This is a genomic window from Rhizobium sp. BK196, from assembly GCF_014193255.1.
In the GTDB taxonomy this organism is placed as follows: domain Bacteria; phylum Pseudomonadota; class Alphaproteobacteria; order Rhizobiales; family Rhizobiaceae; genus Rhizobium.
This window is the reverse complement of record NZ_JACHZB010000002.1, coordinates 473806-496251: the sequence shown is the minus strand read 5'-3', so window position 1 is coordinate 496251 and position 22446 is coordinate 473806. Positions and strand designations below refer to the sequence as shown.

The window sequence follows — 22446 nt, the reverse complement described above, 5'->3', positions numbered from 1 at the left end:
TGGCGCTCAGATGGGAATGCTGGGAGGTGGGAGCAATAGTGAGCGGGCCGTATAATTTGGGTTTGCGCCCGTTGTAAAGTGGTTCTTGTCGGCAACGCAGATCATTCGTTGTTTTCATCCTGCTGGTCGCGCCTGGCCGACCCCGGCCGCGAAGCGACGTAAACAGCGCAAGCCAGGATCAGTGCGCCGACAATGATCGCAAGGGAAACCGACGGTTCCGATGTAAAGAGAAATATCGCGTATCCAGCGGTCATCCCGATAAAGGCTAAACTCTTGGATCTTCGAGAAATCGCTCCGTTCTCGCGCCAGTCGCGCAACGATCCGCCAAATCGACTGTTCATCAAATAGGCCTCCAGGCGCACGGACGATCGGCTGAAGAACCACGCGGCCAGGATAAGGAAGATCGTCGTCGGCATGAGCGGGAGGATGGCGCCGATAATTCCAAAACCGGTCATGAGCAGACCGAGACAAATGTAGACCGCCCGTTGAAACGACCTGTGCGGCGGGCCTGGCATAGAACTCAATTCACACGCTCCTTTCAGGTCGTCAGCCTCACGATGGCCTCGCAACGAAAAAATCGAAATCGTCCATTGCCTCACATCTCGAAGCCTCGACGCCATATTTCACCACCCCGCCTATGGAAACCAGAATATTTCGCGTCATCGGTCACGCAGGCGGCAAGCTCGCGCGCATGTGGCTGGAGTATCGTTACATCTGGAAAGCGCTGTCGCAGCGGAGCGATGAAGCGGGTTTCAAGCTCAACCAGCGTGAGGTTTCGCGCCGGCAGGCCGCGCTTCAGAGCGTGTCCGTGAAGACTCCCGTGCCGGGGCCGAGTTCCAATACCTTGCCTGTGGAAGGTTCAATTTCGCTGGTCATCAGTCGCGCCAGCCGCCCACCCGAGGGTACGATCGCGCCGATTTCCTGGGCTCAGCGAGAAGTGCACTAAAGAAGGCGGCCAGTGGCGGCTGTTGCATGCGGGTCTCCAACATCGATCAGTTGATGGCCGATATTCCGTTTTAAAATGATGCGAGCATGACATGTGCCGGCGCCACGCAAAAGATTCACGCGGGCTGAACTGTCGACTCGAAACTCATGTTGAAACTTGCCCCGCCGCCGGCCGCATCTGATACCCAGACGCGCCCGTGATGTATTTTGACGATTTCGCGCACCAAATGGAGCCCGAGCCCGATACCCTGGCTGCGCCCATTGGCGCGCTGGAAGGGCTCGAAGATCCGCTCTCGGTCTTCGGCTGCAATGCCCGGGCCTTCATCGCTGACGGAGATCTGCGCCGGCCGCTCCACGGCGATGGTAATCGTACCGCTCCTGCCGCCATGCTGGATGGCGTTCTGCACCAGGTTGGCGATCGCCCGCTCCAGCGCCGTCTCATCACCGAGAATACGCTCCGGCATTGAGCGCAACTCGAAATTTGCCTGATAGCCGGCGGCGATGATCAGCGGCGCAAGTTCCGCGGCCTGCCGGCGGGCGACCGTCGCAAGGTCGATGGAACAATCCGGCACCGGCTCCTGATTGAGCCGCTGCAGGTCGAGCAGCTGCTGGGCCAGTGTCGAAAGGCGGGCGACATCTTCCAGCAGCCGGTTGGTCGCCTCCGTCGGCGGCATAGTTTCCAGGCGATTTTGCAGGATGGCGATCGGCGTGCGCAGCTCATGAGCGGCGGCCAGCATGAAGCGCCGCTGTTTGTTGTGGTCATCGTCGAGACGCTGCAGCGTCTCGTTCATGGCAATCACCAGCGGGGCAACTTCTTCCGGCACGTTTTCGAGCGGCAAACGGTAGCCGCGTGTCGTCCCGTCGATGCCCTGTGCCGCGTGCGCCACCTCGCTCAATCCGCGGTGGATGCCTCGCGCCACGAAGGGTGTGACCGCCAGTGTTATCAGGCCCGTCAGCAAAATCACCGGCAGCACGATACCGGAAGCGATTGCCATGAAGACAACCAGCAGCTTGCCGGCAGAGAGGCTGCCTTGCCGACCGACAATGACGAGCAGATCGCCGTGATCCGTCTTTATTTTTTGCAGGCGTGCGGCAATTGTCGCCGGATTGTCCTCATCCCCATTGAAACGGGCTTCGGCGATATCGCTACCCGACGCGGCGATGGCGAGATATTGCGCCGGCACATTGCCTTCGCTGACCATGCGGCCCTGCTGATCGCGCACCAGAAACCAGAAGTCGGCCGCCTTATCTCGCTGGTAACCCAGATCATCGGTGTTGGTGATACGCATCGAACCGTCGGCGTTCCAGGCAATCGATTCCGAAACCGCATCGATTGCATGTTCGTCTGGAGCGAAAATGCCGCTCATGCCCGAAATCCAGAAGACGAAGGCGAAGGCGATCGCGATCAGCACCAGGGTTGCGGCCTGCAGCGCCACCAGCCGGCGTATCAGCCTCCATTTCAGCGAATAGAACTTCATCGTCTTCATGACCGGGCCTGCCGGATCAGATAGCCTACGCCACGGATCGTATGGATTTCGACGCCGGCGCCTGCGGCATCGAGCTTGCGGCGCACCCGCGAGACATGCGCATCGAGCGCGTTGGACTGGATCTCGTCATCCATGCCATAGACCGCTTCCTCGAGGCTTGAGCGCTCCACCGTGCGGCCGGCCCGGCGCATGAGTGCTTCCAGCACCAGCAATTCGCGACGCGGCAATTCGAGTGCCATGTCGCCGACACGCGCCTCACGGTTGCGCAGGTCGAAATGCAGCCGGCCGAGGCGCAGGCTCTCGATCTCGATATTGCCGGGGCGGCGCAAAATGGCCCGCAAACGGGCCATCAGTTCCTCGACCGCAAAGGGTTTGGCGAGATAGTCGTCGGCGCCGAGATCGAGGCCTTCGATCCGGTCCTTCAGATCGCCGCGTGCCGTCAACATGATGACTGGAACGGCGGGCTGGATGCGGCGCGCGTCGGCAATCAGCTCAAGCCCATCACCGTCGGGCAGGCTGCGATCGAGCAGCAGGGCATCATAGCTGTTAAGCCGCACGGCCTCCTCGGCCGCCTCGATGGTGGAAACGTGATCCGTGATGATATTGTTGCAGCGGAGCGCCGCCACAAGCACGGCGGCCATTTCCGGTTCATCTTCCGCCAGCAAGACGCGCATTCAACCGTCCAACTTCAAAAGCCGCTCTCTGCACAGGCAAGATTGCGTCAGCATGACGCGAAAGGCCAGCCCGGTCTGGCGTTCAGTCGGCAAAAGACTGGCCGAGCGCTTCCGTCCGCGCTTCAAGCGCGCGGATGACAGCCGCCATATCCTCGCGCCCGAATCCCAGGCTTTCGGTTTCGGCATAAAGTGTATGGCAGGCATCGAGCAGCGGCGAGGCAATACCTGCCTGCCGCGCCGCTTCGGCCACAAGCCTGTTGTTCTTCAACACGTCAGAGATCGCCGCCTGTACTGAGTAATCCCGATCCACCAGCTTACCACTCTTGATGCGCGAGATGCCGCTCGCCATCTGGCCGGCATCGACGACGGCTTTGAAAAGTCCCATGTCCAATCCCTGTTGGGCGGCAAAGTGCGCTGCTTCCGCCAGCCCCGTCACCGTCGTGATCAGAAATATATTGACGGCAAGCTTCATCAGGAGCGCATTCGGCACGGCACCGCAGACAACCGTTTCCATGCACATGGGTCTCAAAAGCGGACGAATCTTTTCGACAACATCCGCATCTCCCGCAAGCATGGCCACAAGCTGGCCTGCCTCTGCCGGCCGACGCGAGCCTGAAACAGGCGCCTCGACATAACGGCCGCCGGCGGCACGAATATCCGACTCAAGCGCTTTCGAATATTCGGGCGCGGTGGTCCCCATATGGATGACGACATGTCCGGCTACACGTTCGGCAAAACCTGGTGTGCCGCGCCCGAGAACCGTGTCGATCACCGCCGCCGTCGCAAGCATAAGGATGACGGTTCGGGCTTTGACAAACACTTCGTCGACATCCGCGGCAACCTCGGCGCCGGCTGTCCGTAGCGTCTCAGCGCTTTCCGGCGAACGGTTCCAGACGATGAGATCCGTGCCTGCCCGCGCGAGATTGAGCGCCATCGGCGTGCCCATAACGCCGAGACCGATGAAGCCTGTTGTCATTGCTTCCGCCTCTCTGGATGCCCAAGGGAACGATGCTACGAGCAAATGAGACGTCTGTCTTGAAGGTTCGTGCGCAGGCGCGGGTTAGCCTGAAATTCTCCAGCACCGCCGTGCGGATTGTCTCCATGAGGATCAAGAGCAGCAACGAGCGGGAGGCCGGCTGCACAGCGCGCAACCGTCGGTCCGACTGGTCTCTTCGTCTCGCTCGTATCAACCCCTGAGTTATTGGAAAGCCGGTAAATTTCACCTACTTAACCGGATCAACTCGCCCAATTTGCGCGTGGAGGAGATTTAAAGTGCAGTTTGCCAGTATCAACGGCGTAACGATCCACTACCAGCTCATCGGCGCGCCTGCTGACAGGCCGGTTATCGTCTTTACCAATTCACTTGGTACGGACTTCCGCATCTGGCGAGATGTGATCGTGCGTCTTGCCGGTGACTATGCCATTGTCCTCTACGACATGCGCGGCCATGGTCTCTCCGACATCGGCCAGGTGCCCTACGCCATGGAGGACCATGCCACCGATCTGGCCGGCCTCCTTGATCTGCTTTCGGTGAAGAACGCCGTCATCTGTGGGCTCTCGGTCGGCGGCCTGATCGCCCAGTCGCTCTACCAGCGCCGCCCGGATCTGGTGAAAGCGCTGATCCTTTGCGACACTGCCCACAAGATCGGGACAGCCGATAGCTGGAACAGTCGTATCGCCGCTGTCGAGAAGAATGGCATTGCCAGCATCGTCGACATGGTCATGGAGCGCTGGTTCACGCCGGCTTTCCGCCGGCCGGAAAACATCGCTTATGCCGGCTATTGCAACATGCTGATCCGCCAGCCGGTTGAAGGTTATGTTGCCACCTGTGCGGCGGTCCGCGACGCCGATTTCACCGAGGCCGCGGGCAGGATCAAGGTGCCGACCATCTGCATCGTCGGTGATCAGGATGGTTCGACGCCGCCGGATCTGGTGCTTTCAACGGCAAAGCTGATTCCCAACGCGCGCTACGAAATGATCACAGACTGCGCTCATATTCCGCCCGTCGAACAGCCGGAAGCGCTGACTGCGATCATCCGCGCCTTCCTCTCATCTATCGGAGACAAGAGCCCATGAGCAATGGTGCATCCGAACGTCAGGCCGGCGGGCAAGGCGGCCCGTCGCCACCAAGCGGCTCTCGGCCTTCCACCATTCGCTCGTCCATAAGGAGCAACCGGGTGCGGTCCCGATTGCTCGAATGGCTTGTCCTGCTGCCGATGGCGATGGCGACCGTCGCCTCGCTGCGCCTGGCAACGAAACTGGTCGGCAATATCAACGTCTGGGGACAAACTCATCGCCTCTGCACGGCAGCGGTCAAACCGGCTATGTAAGCATGTTGATTTCAGAGGGTGATCCCGTGACATTTCCGCTCTTCGATCTTTCCGGCCGCCGCGCGCTCGTGACAGGCTCCAGCCAGGGCATCGGCTACGCTCTGGCGCTCGGCCTTGCCGAACACGGCGCCTCCGTCATCATTAACGGCCGCAATGCCCAGAAGGCGGAGGCGGCAGCCGAGACAATCCGCGAGCAGAAACGCCATGCAGTCAGCGCCGCCTTCGATGTGACGGATGCTGAGGCCTGCCGATCGGCTATCACCTATATCGAGACGGAGATCGGCCAGATCGATATTCTCATCAACAATGCCGGAATGCAGTTCCGCACACCGCTGGAGGATTTTCCTGTCGAAAAATGGGACGAGCTTTTCCGCACCAATGTGTCCAGCATCTTCTATGTGAGCCAGCCGGTGGCACAGGCAATGATCGGCCGCGGCCGTGGCAAGATCATCAATATCGCCTCGGTACAGGCCGAACTCGCCCGTCCGAACATTGCGCCCTATACGGCCACCAAAGGTGCCGTGCGCAATCTCACCCGCGGCATGGCGACCGACTGGGCAAAGCGCGGCTTGCAGGTCAATGCCATCGCGCCTGGCTACTTCAAGACGCCGCTCAATCAGGCGCTCGTCGATGACCCTGAATTTTCCGCGTGGCTTGAGACCCGCACACCGGCTGGCCGCTGGGGCGATGTCGCAGAACTAGTGGGTGCCGCCGTCTTCTTGGCGTCGGACGCGTCGTCCTTTGTCAACGGTCATATGCTGATGGTGGACGGCGGGATCACCGCCTCGCTTTAAGAGCGGTCGCTATAACCGCCCTTGCGAGCGAAGATTCCGCATTGTGCTCAGAGCTGTGCCCACCTGACTGGACCTGTTCCGCGAAAATCTTCCGCCCGGATTATGGAATAGTGCAACGGCTTAACACCGCAGAAATGCAGAGATTTGCATTTTCGGTCGCGCGCAACCATTTAAGATGCACGATCCCGCGGGAAATATGGCGACCTCGCATATGCCGGAACGTTTACCGAAAACGAACCATACCGGCTTGCATTCTGAGCCAAAAGCCGATTGCTTAGGAAAATCTACTTCTTCTTCGGCTAGCCGTTGGAAGAGCGCGAGGGGATATAGGCAAACCCGTGGAATTCTGCAGCTTCGCATCGAGATCGATGGTGACTACGATGACGAAGCGGGAAAGCTGGTTTGAAGGAAAATGAGTAACGATCTGTTTCAGGTAAAATTTTGGGGCGTTCGGGGAAGCATTCCCGTGTCAGGCCCGGAATTCGACCAATATGGAGGCAACACCTCCTGCATAGAAATTCGCTGCGGCGAGCACCGGATGATCTTCGACGCGGGCTCGGGATTGCGGGAGGCTGGCCTTTCGCTTCTTGCGGATGAAGTCCGCGATGTCGATCTCTTCTTCAGCCACTGCCATTACGACCACATCATCGGCCTGCCTTTCTTCAAGGCGATCTACTACCCGTCGATCAATGTCAACATCTGGTCCGGCCACCTGGACGGCAAGATGAGCACGCGCGAAATGGTCGAGCAGTTCATCAGCCCGCCCTGGTTTCCGGTAAAGACCGATATCTGTCAGGCGACGATGAACTTCCGTGATTTCCACGCGGGCCAGACGCTGACCCCGCATGAAGGCGTCGAAATGCAGACCTACATGCTGAACCATCCGGGCGGCGCGATCGGTTATCGCATTCATTGGAAGGGCCGCATCGTGGCGTTGATCTACGACATCGAGCACATTCCGGGGACGCATGATCCGGTGGCGCTTGAGATGATGAAGGACGCCGATCTCGTGGTCTACGACTGCACCTATAACGAAGACGAGATGCAGCGCTTCAAGGGCTTCGGCCACTCCACGTGGCAGCATGGCACTGAACTTGCGAAAATGGCGGGCGCAAAGCGCTTCGCCTTGTTCCATCATGCGCCCTCGCGCACCGATGACCAGCTTGCCGTTATGGAAAGCGAGGCGCAGGCCGCCTTTGCCGGCGCCTTCGCCGCCCGCGACAATCAGGTGGTCGACGTCTGATCCTGCACCAACGCAGTTGCCGAGACCCATTCCACTGCAGGGTGGCCCGCCGTCTCCTCGAAGAGTTCGGCAAGGAAATCCCAGGCGGCCGCGTCATGCACCAGATGATGCCCGAGCACGCCGATCGGCTCGCTGCGACCCTCGAACCTGTCCTTTAGCTCCGCAACCAGTTCGCCGATCAGGTCTGCCGTCGGCCGGCCGCCGCGTGTGCCGTGCCAGTCCATCAGGTCGACATGGGAGTTGACGACGGCGAGTTGGCTTTCCCCCCTGACGCGTCCATAAGTGGAAAGGGATTCGAAGCCGAGTGCGGGAAGCTTGGGAACGAGCCCCTTGTCGATCCGGTTCCAGGGCGGAACCAGCATGGTCAGAAAGCGTGTCGGGTAGAGGTCCTTCAGCTTCAGGAAGCCTTCATAGAGCTCGTTGAGAACAGCTTCCTCCAGACGTGGCCCACCGAGTTCCTGCTTCTTCTCATCCGGCCCGGCATGGTTGTGATGCGCCCAGCCGTGAACCGCCACGCTGACATGCGCCTCATCTGCAAGCCGTCGGGCAAGCGGCGCGCCGGTAAAGGCTGGAATGACCGCCAGCGTCACGGGGATGCCGTAGTTTTTCGTCTCGGCGAGCAGTCGCTCCAGCGCCGCCGTCGGCTCGATTGCATCGTCATCCCGCAGCCAGAGCCGAGCCACGCGGCCAGCGGTACGCCAGCGCTCCAACTCCCGATACAACGGCTCGCGGATGCTGCTATCGATCATGTGCTGCTCCTGCATGATTGCGTAGGATCAAATCCAGTTGATGTGACGCGCCGGCAAGTGAGCGCTCATCGATGACGAAACGGCGGGCGGCGGATGCCATGGCGTCACGGCGCCCGCGCTCCTCCAGCAGTCCGGCAATGGCCCGCGCATAGGCTTCCGTATCGCCATCCGGCGTCAATAGTCCGGTCATGTCGGCCTCCACCACGGCAGGCACACCGGCCGTCTTCTGCGCCACGACAGGAAGGCCCGCCGCCTGCGCTTCGAGATAGGCAAGTCCATAGGCTTCGCCGCAGCCCGGCCAGACATAGATGCCGCTCATCGAAAGCAGGTCGGCTATTTCTTCGGGTTCCCGCTGGCCGAGCCAGTCGATACGACCGGGGGCAAAACCCGCAAACAGCGCTTGCACATCGGTCTTTAGGGGCCCGTCGCCAATGATGCCGAGTGTCCAGGGCCGATCCTCGATTGTGCGTAGTGCCGCAGCGAGCATCTTGTAGCTCGCCATCTTGTCGCCCGCCCGCATCATGGCCACGGTCATAAGGCGTTGCGGATCGGGAGTGGGCGTTATCGCCTCGAAGAGCGCTGTTTCGATGAAAGGTCTTACCTCGGCGATACGCGCTTTGGGAAAGACGTCTTCCAACCCTTTCCGATCGCGTTCGGTAAAGGCGATGTTGATCGCCGCCTGCCGGATGGCGTCAGCGACCCGTTTCTGAAAGGCGGCCCAGCCCATTCCGTCGCGCTTGCGCGAATAAGAGGCTTCCGCCGTGACATAGGGAATGGCGAATTGCGCCGCGATGGTGGGACCGAAGAGATCCGGAGACTTGTAATAGGGATGGTAACAGAACCAGAGTTCGGGCTTCGGCTCGTCCCGCCATTTGCGTTGCAACCGTTGAAGCTCGTCTTCCGCCGTCACCAGCACATCGGCCGCCGCCTCCGGCGTGCCGGCATGGATACGGAATTCGGACACGACCTCGACCGAATGCCCCGCCACTTCCAGCGCGCGGATCAACAGCCGCGCCATCAGCCGGTCGCCTGACGGCACCGGGTGATCGGGCGATTTCATCGGCGCATAGAAAGCGATCCGCATCGCGACACTCCGGTTGTGACAGTGTGTTTCCAATCGGCGCTCGCGCCGTAAGCGAAAATTTCCGCTATTGTCACTATCTTGAACGATACAGGCAGGCATACCGAAGCGATCGTGATTAGACGAGACGATAATTCCGCCCTTTTTCGTCTTCTCTAGTGCATTTGCGATTTGAGCTTCAAGAACAGGAATTGATGACCACGGTCTGGGCCACAGAGATTTTTTCGGAACGCGCGATCAGGAAGGCCAGGCTCGGCTCCGGCCTTGTGATGTTCGTCTTCATCATCCTGCATATGTCAAACCATGCGTTGGGGCTTGTTTCGCTGACAGCGGCCGATGATGCGCGCCGGCTGTTTCTGGCGATCTGGCGCAATCCGCTGGGCACGCTACTCTTTTACGGATCGGTCCTTGTCCATATGACGCTGGTGCTGCGTGGGCTCTATATGCGCCGCAGCCTCGTCATGCCGAAGAACGAGATGGCGCAGATCGTTCTCGGCCTTCTGATTCCACTGCTGCTCATCGACCATGTCATCGGCACCCGCATCGTCCATGCGCTCTACGGCTATGCCGACAATTACGAAACGATCGTTCGCACGCTCTGGATCAACTCGCCGCAGAACGGCGTGCGCCAGACTTTCGCACTGCTCGCCGTCTGGATCCATGGCTGTATCGGCATCCATTTCTGGCTTCGCTATCGGCCCTGGTACGACAATTCCTCATCACTGCTTTTGGCGATCGCCATCCTCCTGCCAGTGCTGGCGCTGCTCGGTTTCGTCGAGATGGGCCGCACACTGTCCGATCCCTCGTATATCGAGGCTGAAGCCGGACATTACGAAGAAATGATCAATACCCGCTATGACAGCGATCCCGACGCACGCGAGCACATCGCGACGATCCGCGCCGGGCTCTACGGCAGCTTCTCCGCAGCGCTTGCCCTCGTCATCCTGGCAAGGGCGCGCCGCAGGCTAAAGGAGCGGGCCAATCAAGTTGCGGTTCACTATCCCGGCGGCGAGACCGTGCGCGTGCCGCGCGGCTTCACTGTGCTGGAGGCAAGCAGGCTTGGCGGCCTGCCGCATTATTCGGTCTGCGGCGGCAAGGGCCAGTGCTCCACCTGCCGCGTGCAGATCCTCAGCGATTATTGGACCCTGCCGCCGCCCGACAAGCTGGAGCAGACGACGCTGAAGCGCATCAATGCGGCACCGGATGTACGCCTCGCCTGTCAGCTCCGCCCGGATAAGGACTTGACTGTCGCGCCGCTGCTCGTGCCGCAGACGGAGGCTGCCCTTCCCGCCAACAGCCAGGAAACCAGTCCCGGCCGCGAGCGCGAGATCGCTGTGCTCTTCTGCGACATGCGCCATTTCACCACGCTCACCGAAACCCGCCTGCCCTTCGACGTCGTCTTCCTGCTCAACCGCTATTTCGGAATCGTCGGCAAAGCGGTGGAACAGGCCGGTGGGCGGCTCGACAAATTCATCGGCGACGGCGCCATGGCACTCTTTGGCCTCAACACCACGCCTGAGGAAGCCTGCCGGCAGGCTATGGCAGCCGCAACAGCGATTGTTGCCGAGGTAGAGAAGCTCGCCGCCGAATTGTCCGACGAATTGCCTTTGCCGTTGCAGATCGTAATCGGCATCCACGCCGGCCCGGCCGTCGTCGGCACGATGGGCTATGGGCGGGTGCGCAGTCTGACGGCCGTCGGCGATACGGTCAATGTCGCAAGCCGCCTGGAGACGGCGGCAAAGGAGCTCAACGCTGCGATCGTCATTTCCGAGCCGGTCGCGATGCGCGCCGGCATCAATCCGGAAACGATCGAAAGCTGCGAAATCAATGTGCGTGGCCGGGCACTCCCCTTGAAAGTCTATGTCATTCCGAGAGAGAAAGCCGCCGAACCGCTCAAGGAAAGACAATAATGTCCGGCCAAGCATGGCTTACAGGCAAATATTGGAAGCGCCGTTTGCGCAAGGCACGCAATGCGCTGGCCACGCGTTTCTTCAATACCCGCTTTGGCCGCCGGCTGCTGATCGAGAATATCGGGCCGCGCGTGACCTCCATGACCGTCGATGCCGGCGATCACCTGATGAGTTTTTCACCCGCCGACTATATCGGCCGCAAGGTCTTCCGGAAGGGCCATTTCGAGCGCGAGGCAGTCGACCGGCTGCTCGTGATCCTGCGCCAGCGCGGCCTGCTGAAGAAGGACAGCATGCTGCTGGAGATCGGCGGCAATATCGGCACACAGACAGTCTATTTTGCGCTCGCCCGCGCATTTGCAGGGATCGTCAGCGTCGAGCCCGACCCGCGCAATTTCCGCCTTCTGGAACAGAACATCCGCCAGAACGGTCTTATCGACACGGTGCGCCTCGTCAATTGCGCTGCCGGCGAAGGCGAAGGCAAGATCGACTTCTTTTTGAACAGCGCTAATCACGGCAAGAGCAGCGCCATCCGCCAGAGCGCCAGCGACCGGAAGATCACAGTTCCGGTGCGGTCCGTGACCGGCATTCTCGACGGTCTCGGCATCGACCAGACTGCCATCGGCCTCGTCTGGATGGATATTGAGGGTTATGAGCCGGTAGCCTGCCGCTCGATGCAGCCGTTGCTTGCCCGCCGCGCTCCTCTTTATATGGAATTCACGCCGCTCTTTTATGGCCCGGAGGGCACGACGGCCTTCATTCGCACGCTCGCCGGCTTCTACGAGGATTGTCTCGTTGTCTTCGAGGACGGCGAGAAGGAGATGAAAGTCCGTGATCTGCCGGGTGCATTCGATCAATATAACGTGCTGTTCCTGCCTTAGACCGAAGAAGAACTATCGGGCCCGCATTGCCAGCGATTGATGGCAATGCACGCCTGCGAGCACGCCCGAGGCGGAAGCGAGCGTGGCGTTATGCATGGCGCTTGCCGCATCGCCGGCGGCAAAAACACCGTTGACGGTGGTTTCCTTATTATCGCCGGTCCGGATAACCGGGCCGAACGGACCGTCGTCGAAGACACAGCCGAGCTGTTCAGCAATCGGGCTCGCCATCGCCGTTTTCGGAGCGACGAACACGGCGTCCAGCTGCACGACCCGGCCATCGGCAAGGCGAACGGCCTCAAGCCTGGGACTATCGCCTAGCAATTCCACGACAGGGCTGCGTTCGATCCTTACGCCACGAGCGGTCAGGCGTACGAGTTGCTCTTCATCGGGCTCGAACAGCGCCTGCGTGAAATAGGTCGTCTCTCCCCAGTCGGGAATGAGTATGGCCGCATGTGCCGACTGCGGATGGTTTGCGAGCACACCGAGCTTACCGCCGCTCACCTCATAACCGTGACAATAGGGGCAGTGCAGCACGGAGTGCCCCCATCGGTCTCGCAGCCCGGAGATTTCAGGCAGTGTGTCGCTTATGCCGATTGCCAGAACGATGCGCGTGGCCCTTTCTTGGCCACCGCCCTTGATGTCGATCACGAATTCATCGCCATCCGCACGCGCCTGAACAACTTCTCCGTCGCGAATGGTGATGTTCGGATAAAGCGAAAGCTGCCGCTTCCCCTCCCGCATGACCGCCGCGGGCGTCTGACCGTCCTGGCCCAGGAAGCCATGCGACGCCGGCGAAAACCGATTGCGTGGCGTGCCTGCATCGACAAGCAGAACCCGTCGTCGCGCCCGGGCAAGCTGCATGGCCGCGGACAGGCCCGCGAAGTTTCCGCCGATGACGATGACTTCGAATGACATAAAACTCTCCTTTAATGGCGTCCTCATCATGAAGCAACATAAGTTACATGAAGTGTTACGGTCAAGCATCATGTTACTTGTCTTGTTACGATCTGCTTGTGATAATGGGGCCACTCGATCGACAGGAATAGGACCCCATGCGCAATGACAGCCGCCTTTCACGCATGCTGCACGTGCTGATCCACATGGATCGGCATGAACATTCGGTGACCTCGGAAATGATTGCAAAGATGCTGAACACCAATCCCGTCGTCGTCCGCCGCACCATGGCCGGCCTTCGAGAACAGGGCTATGTCCGTTCCGAAAAAGGGCATGGCGGGGGCTGGACGCTGGTGCGCCCGTTGTCGGAAATCACGTTGCTTGATGTCTACAACGCCATCGGCGAACCGCATCTTTTCGCCATCGGCCCGGCCGATGACCAGCCGAAATGCCTTGTGGAACAAGCCGTGAATGCCGCCCTCGAGGACGCGATGAAGGAGGCCCAGGCCCTGCTCCTGAGACGGTTGGGCGACGTGACGCTGGACAAAATCGCGGCCGACTTCGAGGCAAAATTTTCAGCGCTGTCGGCTACGCCCTATTCCTGCGCTTCATAAGCGCGGATCATTTCCTGCGGTAGAGAAAATAGCGCCCCTCCTTGATGCCGCCGGGCAGAGGCAGGGGCAAAAGCTCGGGATGTTCCAGTGGCAGGCCGCTCACGGCGATGCCATGGTGGGTAAGCACGCCAGCCATCAATTGTGGCAGCCAGGTCAACGTCACGGCATCGATCTCGTCATGGCCGGTGCCGATGTCGGCATGGGCGAGTGCGGCATTGGTTCCGAGGAAAACCTGGCCGGTGTCCCGGATATTGCCCGTCACCATATTTTCGGCCGGCGGCGTAGAGGCGGAATAGGCGCGTATCTCCCAATCGAAGGCGATAATGCGTCGATCGGGAAAATGTTCGCGCAGGTGGTCGTAGGTGCGGCCATTGCCGAGACCGAATTCGAGCACCGGCCCCTCCACCTCTTCTACCAGGTCAATGATCGCGTTGAGAATATCGCGTTGAGCCGTCAATCGGCGAATGAAGCTGTCGAGGCGGCTCATCTTGTCCTGTCCATCATAAAATATGTCAGCGGTGCTACCATATCGACGCAGTGTAAGTCGATTGCCGGAAACGCAAATTGCCGTTGCAGCGGCAACACGGGTCTGTGATAAACTCAGCCTCATGAACGAGATGTCCAACGACGCATTCTTCGCCGACGTGCCTGTCTTCAGCGACTTCGAAGGCGTGACCGATGAGAGCAATTACCAGCCGCTGCCCGAAGGGTGGGTGCTGGCGATGGCCGATATCGTCGGCTCGACGAAAGCGATTTCCGGTGGCCGCTACAAGGACGTCAATATGGCCGGCGCCAGCGTCATTTCCGCGGTGCTGAACGCCGTCGGCAAAGGCGACTATCCCTTTGTCTTCGCGGGCGACGGCGCGCTGCTCGCCTTGCCAGCCTCGTTTGAGAATGAAGCGCGAAAAGCGCTCGCCGCGACACAGGTCTGGGTGAAAGAGGATCTTGACCTCAATCTGCGTATCGCCATCGTGCCGATCGCCGATATCCGCGCGGAAGGTCTCGACGTGCGCGTCGCCCGCTATTCGGCAAGTCCCTATGTCACCTACGCGATGTTCTCCGGCGGCGGCACGATCTGGGCCGAAAAGAACATGAAGATGGGCCGATATGGCGTGGAAAAGGCCGCACCCGGCACCCGTCCCGATCTGACGGGCCTATCCTGCCGCTGGAGCCCGATCGAGGCCCGCAACGGCGAGATCGTCTCTGTCATCGCCGTCCCCGGCGAAGCTGGTTCCGGCCCGGAATTCCAGGCTCTCGTCGCCGGCATCGTTTCGATCACAGCCGAGCAGAACCGCAATGGCCATCCAGTGCCGGAAGACGGGCCGGAATTTGCCTTTTCGATGACGGGTATCAATCGAGAGGTGAATGCGACGGCGCCCAAAGGCAAACGGCTGCGGCAAAAGCTGTTTATTTTCCTGCAGACCGGCTTGATCGTTTTCCTGCACAAACTCGGCCTCACCTTCGCTCATTTCGACGCTCGCCGCTATAAGAAGGACATCGCGGGCAATTCGGATTTCCGAAAGTTCGATGACGGACTGAAGATGACTATCGACGTGGATGCCGCTCATCTCGCCCGCATCGAGACGCTGCTGAAGCAGGCGCAGGAACGAGGCGTGGCTCGCTACGGCCTGCACCGCCAGTCATCGGCACTGGTGACATGCTTCGTGCCGACGCCGCTTTCGCGCGACCACATGCACTTCATCGATGGTGCCGCCGGTGGCTATGCGGTCGCTGCCAGCCAGATCACCGGCAAGCGGCTTTCCGCCGCGCTCGTTACGCCTTGATGACGTGATCGGCCGAAAGGCCGAGGCGGCTTAAAACATTTCGGGTATCGACAATCAGTTTGGCGTTCTCCAAGAGAGTAAGGTAGTCAATCATGTCATGATCGGTCGCAATGAGAACCGCGTCATATGCCGCAATGGCTTCCGGCGTCAGGTCGATGGATTGCCGGCCCTTCAGCGCCTGATATTCACGGGTCGGCGGAATCTCGGTGACGAATGGATCATGATAATCCGCCTTGCCGCCGCGCTCCTCTATGATTTCAATCAGGCGCAGTGATGGACTTTCCCTGATATCGGCGACGTTCTTTTTGTATGCCAGGCCAAGTACGAGGACCCGCGAGCGGCTGAGCGCTTTTCCGGCACGGACATCGAGCGCCTCGGCCAGCTTGCCGACGACATAACGTGGCATGGCCGAATTGATCTCACCGGCAAGCTCGATGAAGCGGGTCGGCAGCTCGTATTCGCGCGACTTCCAGGTGAGGTAGAAAGGGTCGATCGGAATGCAGTGGCCGCCGAGACCAGGGCCGGGATAAAAGGGCATATAACCGAACGGCTTGGTCTTGGCAGCGTCGATGACTTCCCAGACATCGATGCCCATTGCCGCATAGACGGTCTTCAGCTCGTTGACGAGCGCGATATTGACCGAGCGGAAGATGTTTTCGGTGAGCTTGACCGCTTCCGCCGTCGCATTGGAAGAGACGGGAACGACGGTCGAGACGGCAGCACCGTAGAAAGATTTCATGAGCGATAGGGCTTGCATGCCGTCGCCTGCAACGACCTTCGGGATCGTCGCGGTGTGGTAATGCTGGTTGCCGGGGTCCTCACGCTCCGGCGAGAAACCGACGAAGAAGTCAGAGCCGGATTTTAACCCCGTTCCTTCGAGGATGACCTTCACGATATCGTCGGTCGTGCCGGGATAGGTTGTCGATTCCAGCACGACGAGCTGGCCCGGCCGCAGATGGGCGGCGATCGACCGCGAGGTCGCTTCCACGAAGGAAAGATCGGGATCGCGATGCTTGGTGAGTGGCGTCGGCACGCAGATGACGATTACGTCGCAATCCGCAAGTCCGGCGAAATCGGTCGTCGAGGAGAATCGCCCCGCATCGATCTCTGCCGTCAGCGCCTCATTCGTCACCGCATCGATATAGGAGCGGCGGGCATCCAGCGCGACGATCTTCTTAGGATCGATATCGAAGCCGGTCACGGCAAAGCCGCTGCGCGCCACGGCCATCGCCAGCGGCAGACCGACATAACCGAGACCGATGATGCCGGCACGTGCGGTGCGCGTCTCAATCTTCTTTGAAAGTGTCCCGAAGGTGGAGGAACGTGCGTCCAAGGCCATGCCTCTTGCGAAAAGTGAATCCGAACGCTGATCTAATGCATGATCGCGGCAAATTAAACCCGGCCTCTTCATGGCGCCTGACCGTACCAAGCTCCGGCTTCATTAACCGGCTGTGACGGAGCGCCAATTTGGCAACCGGGGCGCACAAAAAAATTCTTGATGCCATTGTTTCGCACTTTCAGCGTGCCTATTTTGGCAGATGATAATGAACCACTTTGCAAAGATTGCTCGCCAGTTTCCAGGAGGTCGGAAGCCGGCGGGTGTCACAGCCGGCCGTTGGCAATCGTTGACACGATAATACCGCTCGTACATCCTGATTTCTTTGTGATCTGCTCGTCGTGAATGTGCAGGTCTGGGTCGTTTTTGCCTTTCGGGATGGACGTGCGACATGAGGATAATACCAAGAATGAGCACGATCGAATCCAGCGTATCCTCCATTTTGTTGGACCGTGTTGCTGAGTGGCTGACGAATTCTTCGCTGGCCGGTGACGACCTTGAAAACATCGTGCGCGGTTTCTGCGAGCGGCTTGCTGCCGCCGGTCTACCACTCGCGCGCGTGCACCTGACCTTCTCGATGCTGCATCCGCTCTACGACGCACTGAGCTTCACCTGGAAGCGCGCGAGCGGCGTAACCATCGAAGGCTTTCGGATGCCGGCTGGCCAGAAGCAGGATCGTTTCCTGCAGAGCCCCTATTTCCATCTTCTCGACAATAATCTGCAGCATATCCGTCGCCGTATCATGCCTGAAGGCCCGAATGAATTCCCGATTTTCGAGGATCTGCGGCAGGAAAAGATCACCGATTACCTCGCCTTCGTGCAGCCGTTCGGTGACGGCTCGGTGCAGGGCATGATGGGTTCATGGTCGACCGACAGCCCGGTCGGTTTTTCCGACGACATGATCGACGCGCTGCTGCGCATGCAGAACCACCTGGCGGTCGCCGCCAAGATGGCGGTGCTTGCCAAGCTCGCCAACAATATGCTGACCACCTATCTCGGCGGCGATGCCGGCAAACGCGTGTTGAACGGCCAGGTTCGTCGTGGCGACGGTGAGACGATCCGTGCCGCTCTCGTCATGGCGGATATGCGCGAATCGACCATGTATGCCGAGAAGGAAGGCCGGCAGGCTTATATCGATACGCTCAATCAGTTCTTCGATGCGATCGCCGCACCCTTCAACCGCAACGGCGGCGAAATCCTGAGCTTCCTCGGCGACGGCTTCCTGGCCGTCTATCCCTGCGGCCGCCACAAGGACCCCTCCAAAATCGCCTGTGAGGCGGCGCTTTCCGCGGTGCATCACGCTCAAGCGCGGGTTGCCGAGCTGAACAAGGATCGCGAGGCGAAGGGGCTTCCGAAGATCGGCTACGGCATCGGCCTGCATGTCGGCAACGTCATGTTCGGCAATGTTGGCCTGAAGGACCGCCTTACCTTCTCCGCCTTCGGCTCTGCAGTGAACGAGGTGCAGCGCCTGCAGGTATTGACGAAGAAATACAGCCGCGAGGTCGTCGCGAGCCAGGCCTTTGCCGGCTATTGCGGCGGCGAATGGATCACGCTCGGCGAGGAAAAGCTGCGCGGAATCCGCCAGAAGGTGACAGTGCTGCAGCCGCGCGCGCCCGCATCTGCCATTCATGTCGACGACGGTTTCCGCGAATCCGTTCAGAACGGCCTCTCGGAAGCCGAACAGGTCATCATGCTTCACCGCGACAAGAAACAGGTAAAACGTACGCCGATCGAAAAATTCATTCAGTAATTACGCGCAAACATTGCAGCCGCTTTAGCAGCTGCACCGTATATCAGAAGCCTCGCATCACGCGCCTTCAACACAGGTGCCATGCGCCGCTTTTCCCCATGCCTGTCATCAACTGGACACCCCGTTTACGGTACGGTAGTGTGCCTTAACGGGAACACATAAAGACTGGGGAATTTCATTGGTATGGCGTCAGCAGCCGATTTGTTGCGTATTGAGAATCTGGACGTCGCCTTCTCCGTTTTCGGCGACCGGCTGCGTGTCGTAAAGGAAGCCAATCTCCGCATTCTGCCGGGCAATGTGACTGCCTTGGTTGGCGAAAGCGGCTCCGGCAAATCCGTCATCAGCCAAGCGATCATGGGCATCCTGCCGGCACCCGCTCATGCGAGCGGTCGCATCCTGTTTACCGACCCGCTGGATGGCAAGGCGACCGATATTCTCTCCCTGTCGCGCGACAGCGCCGATATGCGCGACCTGCGCGGCCGGCGCATGGCGACCATCTTCCAGGAGCCGATGACGTCACTCTCGCCGCTCCACACGGTCGGCAATCAGATCAGCGAGGTTTTGCTGATCCACACGGATGCCGACAAGAAGGAAGCGCGCCAGCGCACCGAGGAAATGCTCGGCCTCGTCGGCTTTTCCAATCCGAAACGCACCTACGACATGTATCCGTTCGAGCTTTCAGGCGGCATGCGCCAGCGCGCCATGATCGCCATGGCGCTGATCTGCAAGCCGGCGCTGCTGATCGCCGACGAGCCGACCACGGCGCTCGACGTGACGATCCAGGCCCAGATCCTCGAACTCTTGCGCGATCTGCAGGCCAAGCTCGGCATGGCCATGTTGCTCATCACGCACGATCTCGGGGTCGTCGCCAATATGGCCGATGAAGTGGTGGTGATCTATCACGGCGAGATCATGGAAGCCGGTCCGGTCGAGGCGATCTTCCGTAATCCGCAGCATGCCTATCTCAAGGCTCTGATGGCCGCTGTTCCGCATTTCGATATGAAGCCGGGTGAGCGGTTGAAAGCCCTGAGGGAGGTTCCGGTCAATCTGGAATCGCTGATCGGCAAGAAGAAGCCGGTCGAAAAGGAAGCGCCCAGCACGCTCCTTTCCGTCGCCAACCTTTCCAAGACCTACAAAACGCGCAAGCGTAGCTTCTTCGGCGGCCAGGAGGCCACCATCGTGCACGCTGTCGACGATGTCAGCTTCGATATCCGCCGCGGCGAATGTCTCGGGCTCGTCGGCGAATCCGGCTGCGGCAAAACCACGGTCAGCAAGATTCTGATGCGCGCGATCACGCCTGATAGCGGTGCGGTCGTCTTCAACGACGGCAAGGATGTCATCGACGTCCTCTCCGTAAAGGGTTCGGAACTGCAGGATTTACGCACCAAGATACAGATGGTGTTTCAGGACCCCGTTTCTTCGCTTTCGCCGCGCATGACGGTGCGCAATATTCTCAGCGAGCCGCTCGAAATCCATGATCGCGGCGACAGTGCCGATCGCAAGGCCAAGGTCGAGGCGCTGATGGGCGCGATCGGCCTCGACCGGCGCTATCTCAACCGCTATCCGCACAGTTTCTCCGGCGGCCAGCGTCAACGCATCGGCATCGCCCGGGCGCTTGCGCTCGGTCCCAAGCTCGTCATTCTCGACGAACCGGTCTCGGCTCTCGATGTCTCGGTGCAGGCTCAGATCCTCAATCTGCTGAAGGATCTGCAGAAAGAACTTGGGCTCACCTATCTCTTCATCTCGCACAATCTCGCCGTCGTCGACTACATGGCTGATCGCATCGCCGTCATGTGCAAGGGCCGTATCGTCGAGATCGCGCCGCGTGAAATCATCCTGCGCGATCCGGTTCACCCCTATACGAAGTCATTGCTTGCCGCCGTTCCCTTCCCGGATCTTGACCGGCCGCTCGACTTCAAGGCACTGCAGGAAAATGGCGCGGCCGACAAGCAAAATTGGGGCCGTGTCTTCAGGGCCGACCATGACGATGCCTCCGAACTCGCCTATGCCGATCTCGGCGGCGGCCATCTGGTGCGCGCCCGCAAGGGCGCCGATGCGAAGGAGCTGGTCTGATGGTGACGCGCCGCGTATTCCTTGGCGGCCTGATCGGCTCGACCATCGCCCCTTCGGTGCTCGTGGCCCAGCAGATCGCCGAGCCCGAATTTTTGAAGGCGAAGCTCGCCGACGGCAGCCTGCCGCCGATGGCCGAGCGCATTCCTGCGCAGCCGCGTATCATCAACCTCAAGGAGATGGGCCGTGTACCCGGCACCTATGGCGGTAGCGTGCGCACCATCATCGGCGGCGTGCGCGACATCCGCTACATGACCGTCTACGGCTATTCGCGGCTGGTCGGCTACGACACGAAGCTGCTGTTCCAGCCCGATATCCTGCGCGACTTCACCTCGGAGAATGATACGGTCTTCACCTTTCGTCTGCGCGAGGGACATAAGTGGTCGGACGGTCATCCCTTCACGGCCGAAGCCTTCCGCTACTGGTGGGAAGACGTCATCCTCAACAAGGAACTGACGCCCGGCGGCGGCGCGCTTGAGCTGCGTCCCCACGGCTCCCTGCCGCGCTTCGAAGTGCTCGACGAACTGACCGTGCGCTACAGCTGGGACAAGCCCAACCCGGTCTTCCTGTCATCGCTCGCCGGACCTCTGCCGCTCGTTATCTACGGCCCCGGCCACTATTTGAAACAATTCCACAAGGGTTTTCAGGACAAGGCCAAGCTGGAAGAGCTGATGAAAAAAAGCCGCGCCAAGAAATGGGCCGACCTGCACATCAAGATGGCGCTCGCTTCACGGCCGAACAATCCCGACCTGCCGACGCTCGATCCCTGGCAGAACCGCACGGCTCCGCCGGCCGATCAGTTCATCTTCGAGCGCAACCCCTTCTTCCACCGCGTCGACGAAAACGGCGTGCAACTGCCCTATCTCGACCGCTTCATCCTCAACGTCTCGTCTTCCTCCATCATCGCCGCCAAGGCGGGTGCTGGCGAATCCGACCTGCAGGCGACCGGTATCGACTTCAACGACTACACCTTCCTGAAAGAGGCGGAAAAGCGCTTCCCGGTGAAAGTCGATCTCTGGAAGATGGCACGCGGCTCGCGCGTGACGCTCTTGCCGAACCTCAACGTCGCCGACGAAGCCTGGCGCGTACTCTTCCGCGACGTGCGCTTTCGCCGGGCCTTGTCGCTGGCAATCGACCGGCATGAGATCAACATGGTCGCCTTTTACGGTCTCGGCAAAGCGAGTGCCGATACGGTGTTGCCCGAAAGTCCGCTCTTCAGGCAGGAATATGCCGATGCCTATGTGAATTTCGACCCCGACACGGCCAATAAGCTGCTTGACGAACTCGGCCTCGACAAGCGCGACAGCGACGGCATCAGGCTGCTGCCGGACGGTCGGCGCGCCGAAATCACCGTTGAGACTGCCGGTGAAAGCAATCTCGACACGGACGTTCTGGAACTCGTGCACGATCACTGGGCCAATGTCGGCCTGGCGCTCTTTACCCGCACTTCGCAGCGCGACGTCTTTCGCAATCGCGCCATGAGCGGTTCGATCATGATGTCGATCTGGTACGGGCTGGATAACGGAGTGCCGACAGCCGACATGTCTCCTTATGGACTGGCCCCCACGCTTGACGACCAGCTTCAATGGCCGCTTTGGGGCATGTACTATCTTTCGGCCGGCCAGGAGGGCGAGGCGCCTGACCTGCCGGAGGCGGCCGAGCTTGTGGATCTTCTGAACCAATGGGGCGCCAGCGCCAAGATGGAAGAGCGTGAGGTTATCTGGCACAGGATGCTGTCCCTCTATACCCAGCAGGTCTTTTCGATCGGCCTGATCAACAGCACGCTGCAGCCGATCCTTAGATCAGCCAAGATGCGGAATATGCCGGAGCATGCACTCTACGGCTTCGATCCGACCTCGTTCCTCGGCGTCTACATGCCGGATACGTTCTGGTTCAAGGAGGCCTGA

Annotated in this window: 21 protein-coding genes; 12 read left to right on the top strand and 9 right to left on the bottom strand. The window is 60.1% G+C overall.

The window, feature by feature from the left end; translation table 11 throughout:
- Window positions 1-101: 101 nt before the first annotated feature.
- Window positions 102-515: a YbaN family protein gene (locus tag FHT78_RS08855; protein WP_183743459.1), complete on the bottom strand. Its 414-nt coding sequence runs from the start codon at window positions 513-515 to the stop codon at window positions 102-104.
- A 122-nt stretch (window positions 516-637) separates the two neighbouring features.
- Between FHT78_RS08855 and FHT78_RS08850 the strand changes: the two genes are divergently transcribed.
- Entirely contained in the window at window positions 638-946 is a 309-nt protein-coding gene (locus FHT78_RS08850; protein WP_183742644.1) for a hypothetical protein, read from the top strand.
- A 115-nt stretch (window positions 947-1061) separates the two neighbouring features.
- Here the strand turns inward: FHT78_RS08850 and FHT78_RS08845 are convergent, their stop codons facing one another.
- The 3 genes from FHT78_RS08845 to FHT78_RS08835 all read right to left on the bottom strand — a co-directional run bounded on the left by FHT78_RS08845 (window position 1062) and on the right by FHT78_RS08835 (window position 4127).
- Window positions 1062-2432, bottom strand: coding sequence for a HAMP domain-containing sensor histidine kinase (locus tag FHT78_RS08845; RefSeq protein WP_183742643.1), 1371 nt, complete (start codon window positions 2430-2432; stop codon window positions 1062-1064).
- Complete coding sequence (locus tag FHT78_RS08840; RefSeq protein WP_183742642.1) at window positions 2429-3106, bottom strand: response regulator transcription factor; 678 nt, start codon at window positions 3104-3106, stop codon at window positions 2429-2431. Before FHT78_RS08840 ends, FHT78_RS08845 begins: the two co-directional genes overlap by 4 nt.
- A gap of 82 nt (window positions 3107-3188) precedes the next feature.
- A complete protein-coding gene (locus tag FHT78_RS08835; RefSeq protein WP_281412837.1) occupies window positions 3189-4127 on the bottom strand; it encodes an NAD(P)-dependent oxidoreductase in 939 nt (312 codons plus the stop codon).
- A 251-nt stretch (window positions 4128-4378) separates the two neighbouring features.
- On the opposite strand from FHT78_RS08835, the gene pcaD reads away from it, so the two are divergent.
- The 4 genes from pcaD to FHT78_RS08815 all read left to right on the top strand — a co-directional run bounded on the left by pcaD (window position 4379) and on the right by FHT78_RS08815 (window position 7473).
- Window positions 4379-5182: a 3-oxoadipate enol-lactonase gene (gene pcaD / locus FHT78_RS08830; protein ID WP_183742640.1), complete on the top strand. Its 804-nt coding sequence runs from the start codon at window positions 4379-4381 to the stop codon at window positions 5180-5182.
- 101 nt (window positions 5183-5283) lie between these two features.
- Window positions 5284-5436, top strand: a complete 153-nt coding sequence (locus FHT78_RS08825; protein ID WP_183742639.1) for a hypothetical protein — start codon at window positions 5284-5286, stop codon at window positions 5434-5436.
- Window positions 5437-5462: 26 nt separating this feature from the next.
- On the top strand, window positions 5463-6230 hold the full coding sequence (locus FHT78_RS08820) for an SDR family oxidoreductase (RefSeq protein WP_183743457.1): 768 nt from the start codon (window positions 5463-5465) through the stop codon (window positions 6228-6230).
- 412 nt (window positions 6231-6642) lie between these two features.
- Window positions 6643-7473 carry an MBL fold metallo-hydrolase gene (locus FHT78_RS08815; RefSeq protein ID WP_183742637.1) on the top strand — a complete coding sequence of 277 codons (831 nt, stop codon included), beginning with the start codon at window positions 6643-6645 and terminating at the stop codon, window positions 7471-7473.
- On the opposite strand, the gene FHT78_RS08810 is transcribed toward FHT78_RS08815, so the two are convergent.
- Window positions 7455-8222 carry a polysaccharide deacetylase family protein gene (locus FHT78_RS08810; RefSeq protein ID WP_183742635.1) on the bottom strand — a complete coding sequence of 256 codons (768 nt, stop codon included), beginning with the start codon at window positions 8220-8222 and terminating at the stop codon, window positions 7455-7457. The genes FHT78_RS08815 and FHT78_RS08810 overlap by 19 nt on opposite strands.
- Window positions 8212-9306, bottom strand: a complete 1095-nt coding sequence (locus FHT78_RS08805; protein WP_183742633.1) for a glycosyltransferase family 4 protein — start codon at window positions 9304-9306, stop codon at window positions 8212-8214. Before FHT78_RS08805 ends, FHT78_RS08810 begins: the two co-directional genes overlap by 11 nt.
- A gap of 191 nt (window positions 9307-9497) precedes the next feature.
- Between FHT78_RS08805 and FHT78_RS08800 the strand changes: the two genes are divergently transcribed.
- Window positions 9498-11213: an adenylate/guanylate cyclase domain-containing protein gene (locus tag FHT78_RS08800; RefSeq protein WP_183742631.1), complete on the top strand. Its 1716-nt coding sequence runs from the start codon at window positions 9498-9500 to the stop codon at window positions 11211-11213.
- Window positions 11213-12091, top strand: coding sequence for an FkbM family methyltransferase (locus FHT78_RS08795; RefSeq protein WP_183742629.1), 879 nt, complete (start codon window positions 11213-11215; stop codon window positions 12089-12091). The genes FHT78_RS08800 and FHT78_RS08795 overlap by 1 nt, the downstream gene beginning before the upstream one ends.
- 12 nt (window positions 12092-12103) lie before the next feature.
- On the opposite strand, the gene FHT78_RS08790 is transcribed toward FHT78_RS08795, so the two are convergent.
- Complete coding sequence (locus FHT78_RS08790) at window positions 12104-13006, bottom strand: NAD(P)/FAD-dependent oxidoreductase (protein ID WP_183742627.1); 903 nt, start codon at window positions 13004-13006, stop codon at window positions 12104-12106.
- 137 nt (window positions 13007-13143) lie between these two features.
- Between FHT78_RS08790 and FHT78_RS08785 the strand changes: the two genes are divergently transcribed.
- Window positions 13144-13599 carry an Rrf2 family transcriptional regulator gene (locus FHT78_RS08785; RefSeq protein ID WP_183742625.1) on the top strand — a complete coding sequence of 152 codons (456 nt, stop codon included), beginning with the start codon at window positions 13144-13146 and terminating at the stop codon, window positions 13597-13599.
- 7 nt (window positions 13600-13606) lie between these two features.
- Here FHT78_RS08785 and FHT78_RS08780 read toward each other — a convergent pair whose 3' ends face one another.
- Entirely contained in the window at window positions 13607-14086 is a 480-nt protein-coding gene (locus tag FHT78_RS08780) for a class I SAM-dependent methyltransferase (RefSeq protein WP_183742623.1), read from the bottom strand.
- 121 nt (window positions 14087-14207) lie between these two features.
- On the opposite strand from FHT78_RS08780, the gene FHT78_RS08775 reads away from it, so the two are divergent.
- Window positions 14208-15383 (top strand): DUF3095 domain-containing protein, encoded by a 1176-nt coding sequence (locus FHT78_RS08775; protein ID WP_183742621.1) that lies wholly within the window; start codon window positions 14208-14210, stop codon window positions 15381-15383.
- Here the strand turns inward: FHT78_RS08775 and FHT78_RS08770 are convergent.
- On the bottom strand, window positions 15373-16722 hold the full coding sequence (locus FHT78_RS08770; RefSeq protein ID WP_183742619.1) for a nucleotide sugar dehydrogenase: 1350 nt from the start codon (window positions 16720-16722) through the stop codon (window positions 15373-15375). The two genes, FHT78_RS08775 and FHT78_RS08770, sit on opposite strands and share 11 nt — an antisense overlap.
- A gap of 406 nt (window positions 16723-17128) precedes the next feature.
- Between FHT78_RS08770 and FHT78_RS08765 the strand changes: the two genes are divergently transcribed.
- From FHT78_RS08765 to FHT78_RS08755, 3 genes are all read left to right on the top strand, one after another.
- A complete protein-coding gene (locus FHT78_RS08765) occupies window positions 17129-18469 on the top strand; it encodes an adenylate/guanylate cyclase domain-containing protein (protein WP_183742617.1) in 1341 nt (446 codons plus the stop codon).
- Between the two features lie 183 nt (window positions 18470-18652).
- Window positions 18653-20542: an ABC transporter ATP-binding protein gene (locus FHT78_RS08760; RefSeq protein WP_183742615.1), complete on the top strand. Its 1890-nt coding sequence runs from the start codon at window positions 18653-18655 to the stop codon at window positions 20540-20542.
- Entirely contained in the window at window positions 20542-22446 is a 1905-nt protein-coding gene (locus FHT78_RS08755) for an ABC transporter substrate-binding protein (RefSeq protein ID WP_183742613.1), read from the top strand. Before FHT78_RS08760 ends, FHT78_RS08755 begins: the two co-directional genes overlap by 1 nt.

Coding starts and splice junctions, on each gene's coding strand:
- FHT78_RS08795 (WP_183742629.1), top strand. CDS start 11,213: ATGTCCGGCCAAGCATGGCTTACAGGCAAATATTGGAAGCGCCGTTTG.
- FHT78_RS08805 (WP_183742633.1), bottom strand. CDS start 9,306: ATGCGGATCGCTTTCTATGCGCCGATGAAATCGCCCGATCACCCGGTG.
- FHT78_RS08760 (WP_183742615.1), top strand. CDS start 18,653: ATGGCGTCAGCAGCCGATTTGTTGCGTATTGAGAATCTGGACGTCGCC.
- FHT78_RS08845 (WP_183742643.1), bottom strand. CDS start 2,432: ATGAAGACGATGAAGTTCTATTCGCTGAAATGGAGGCTGATACGCCGG.
- FHT78_RS08785 (WP_183742625.1), top strand. CDS start 13,144: ATGCGCAATGACAGCCGCCTTTCACGCATGCTGCACGTGCTGATCCAC.
- FHT78_RS08850 (WP_183742644.1), top strand. CDS start 638: ATGGAAACCAGAATATTTCGCGTCATCGGTCACGCAGGCGGCAAGCTC.
- FHT78_RS08840 (WP_183742642.1), bottom strand. CDS start 3,106: ATGCGCGTCTTGCTGGCGGAAGATGAACCGGAAATGGCCGCCGTGCTT.
- FHT78_RS08770 (WP_183742619.1), bottom strand. CDS start 16,722: ATGGCCTTGGACGCACGTTCCTCCACCTTCGGGACACTTTCAAAGAAG.
- FHT78_RS08815 (WP_183742637.1), top strand. CDS start 6,643: ATGAGTAACGATCTGTTTCAGGTAAAATTTTGGGGCGTTCGGGGAAGC.
- FHT78_RS08765 (WP_183742617.1), top strand. CDS start 17,129: ATGAGCACGATCGAATCCAGCGTATCCTCCATTTTGTTGGACCGTGTT.
- FHT78_RS08780 (WP_183742623.1), bottom strand. CDS start 14,086: ATGAGCCGCCTCGACAGCTTCATTCGCCGATTGACGGCTCAACGCGAT.
- FHT78_RS08810 (WP_183742635.1), bottom strand. CDS start 8,222: ATGATCGATAGCAGCATCCGCGAGCCGTTGTATCGGGAGTTGGAGCGC.
- FHT78_RS08755 (WP_183742613.1), top strand. CDS start 20,542: ATGGTGACGCGCCGCGTATTCCTTGGCGGCCTGATCGGCTCGACCATC.
- FHT78_RS08775 (WP_183742621.1), top strand. CDS start 14,208: ATGAACGAGATGTCCAACGACGCATTCTTCGCCGACGTGCCTGTCTTC.
- FHT78_RS08800 (WP_183742631.1), top strand. CDS start 9,498: ATGACCACGGTCTGGGCCACAGAGATTTTTTCGGAACGCGCGATCAGG.
- FHT78_RS08790 (WP_183742627.1), bottom strand. CDS start 13,006: ATGTCATTCGAAGTCATCGTCATCGGCGGAAACTTCGCGGGCCTGTCC.
- FHT78_RS08855 (WP_183743459.1), bottom strand. CDS start 515: ATGCCAGGCCCGCCGCACAGGTCGTTTCAACGGGCGGTCTACATTTGT.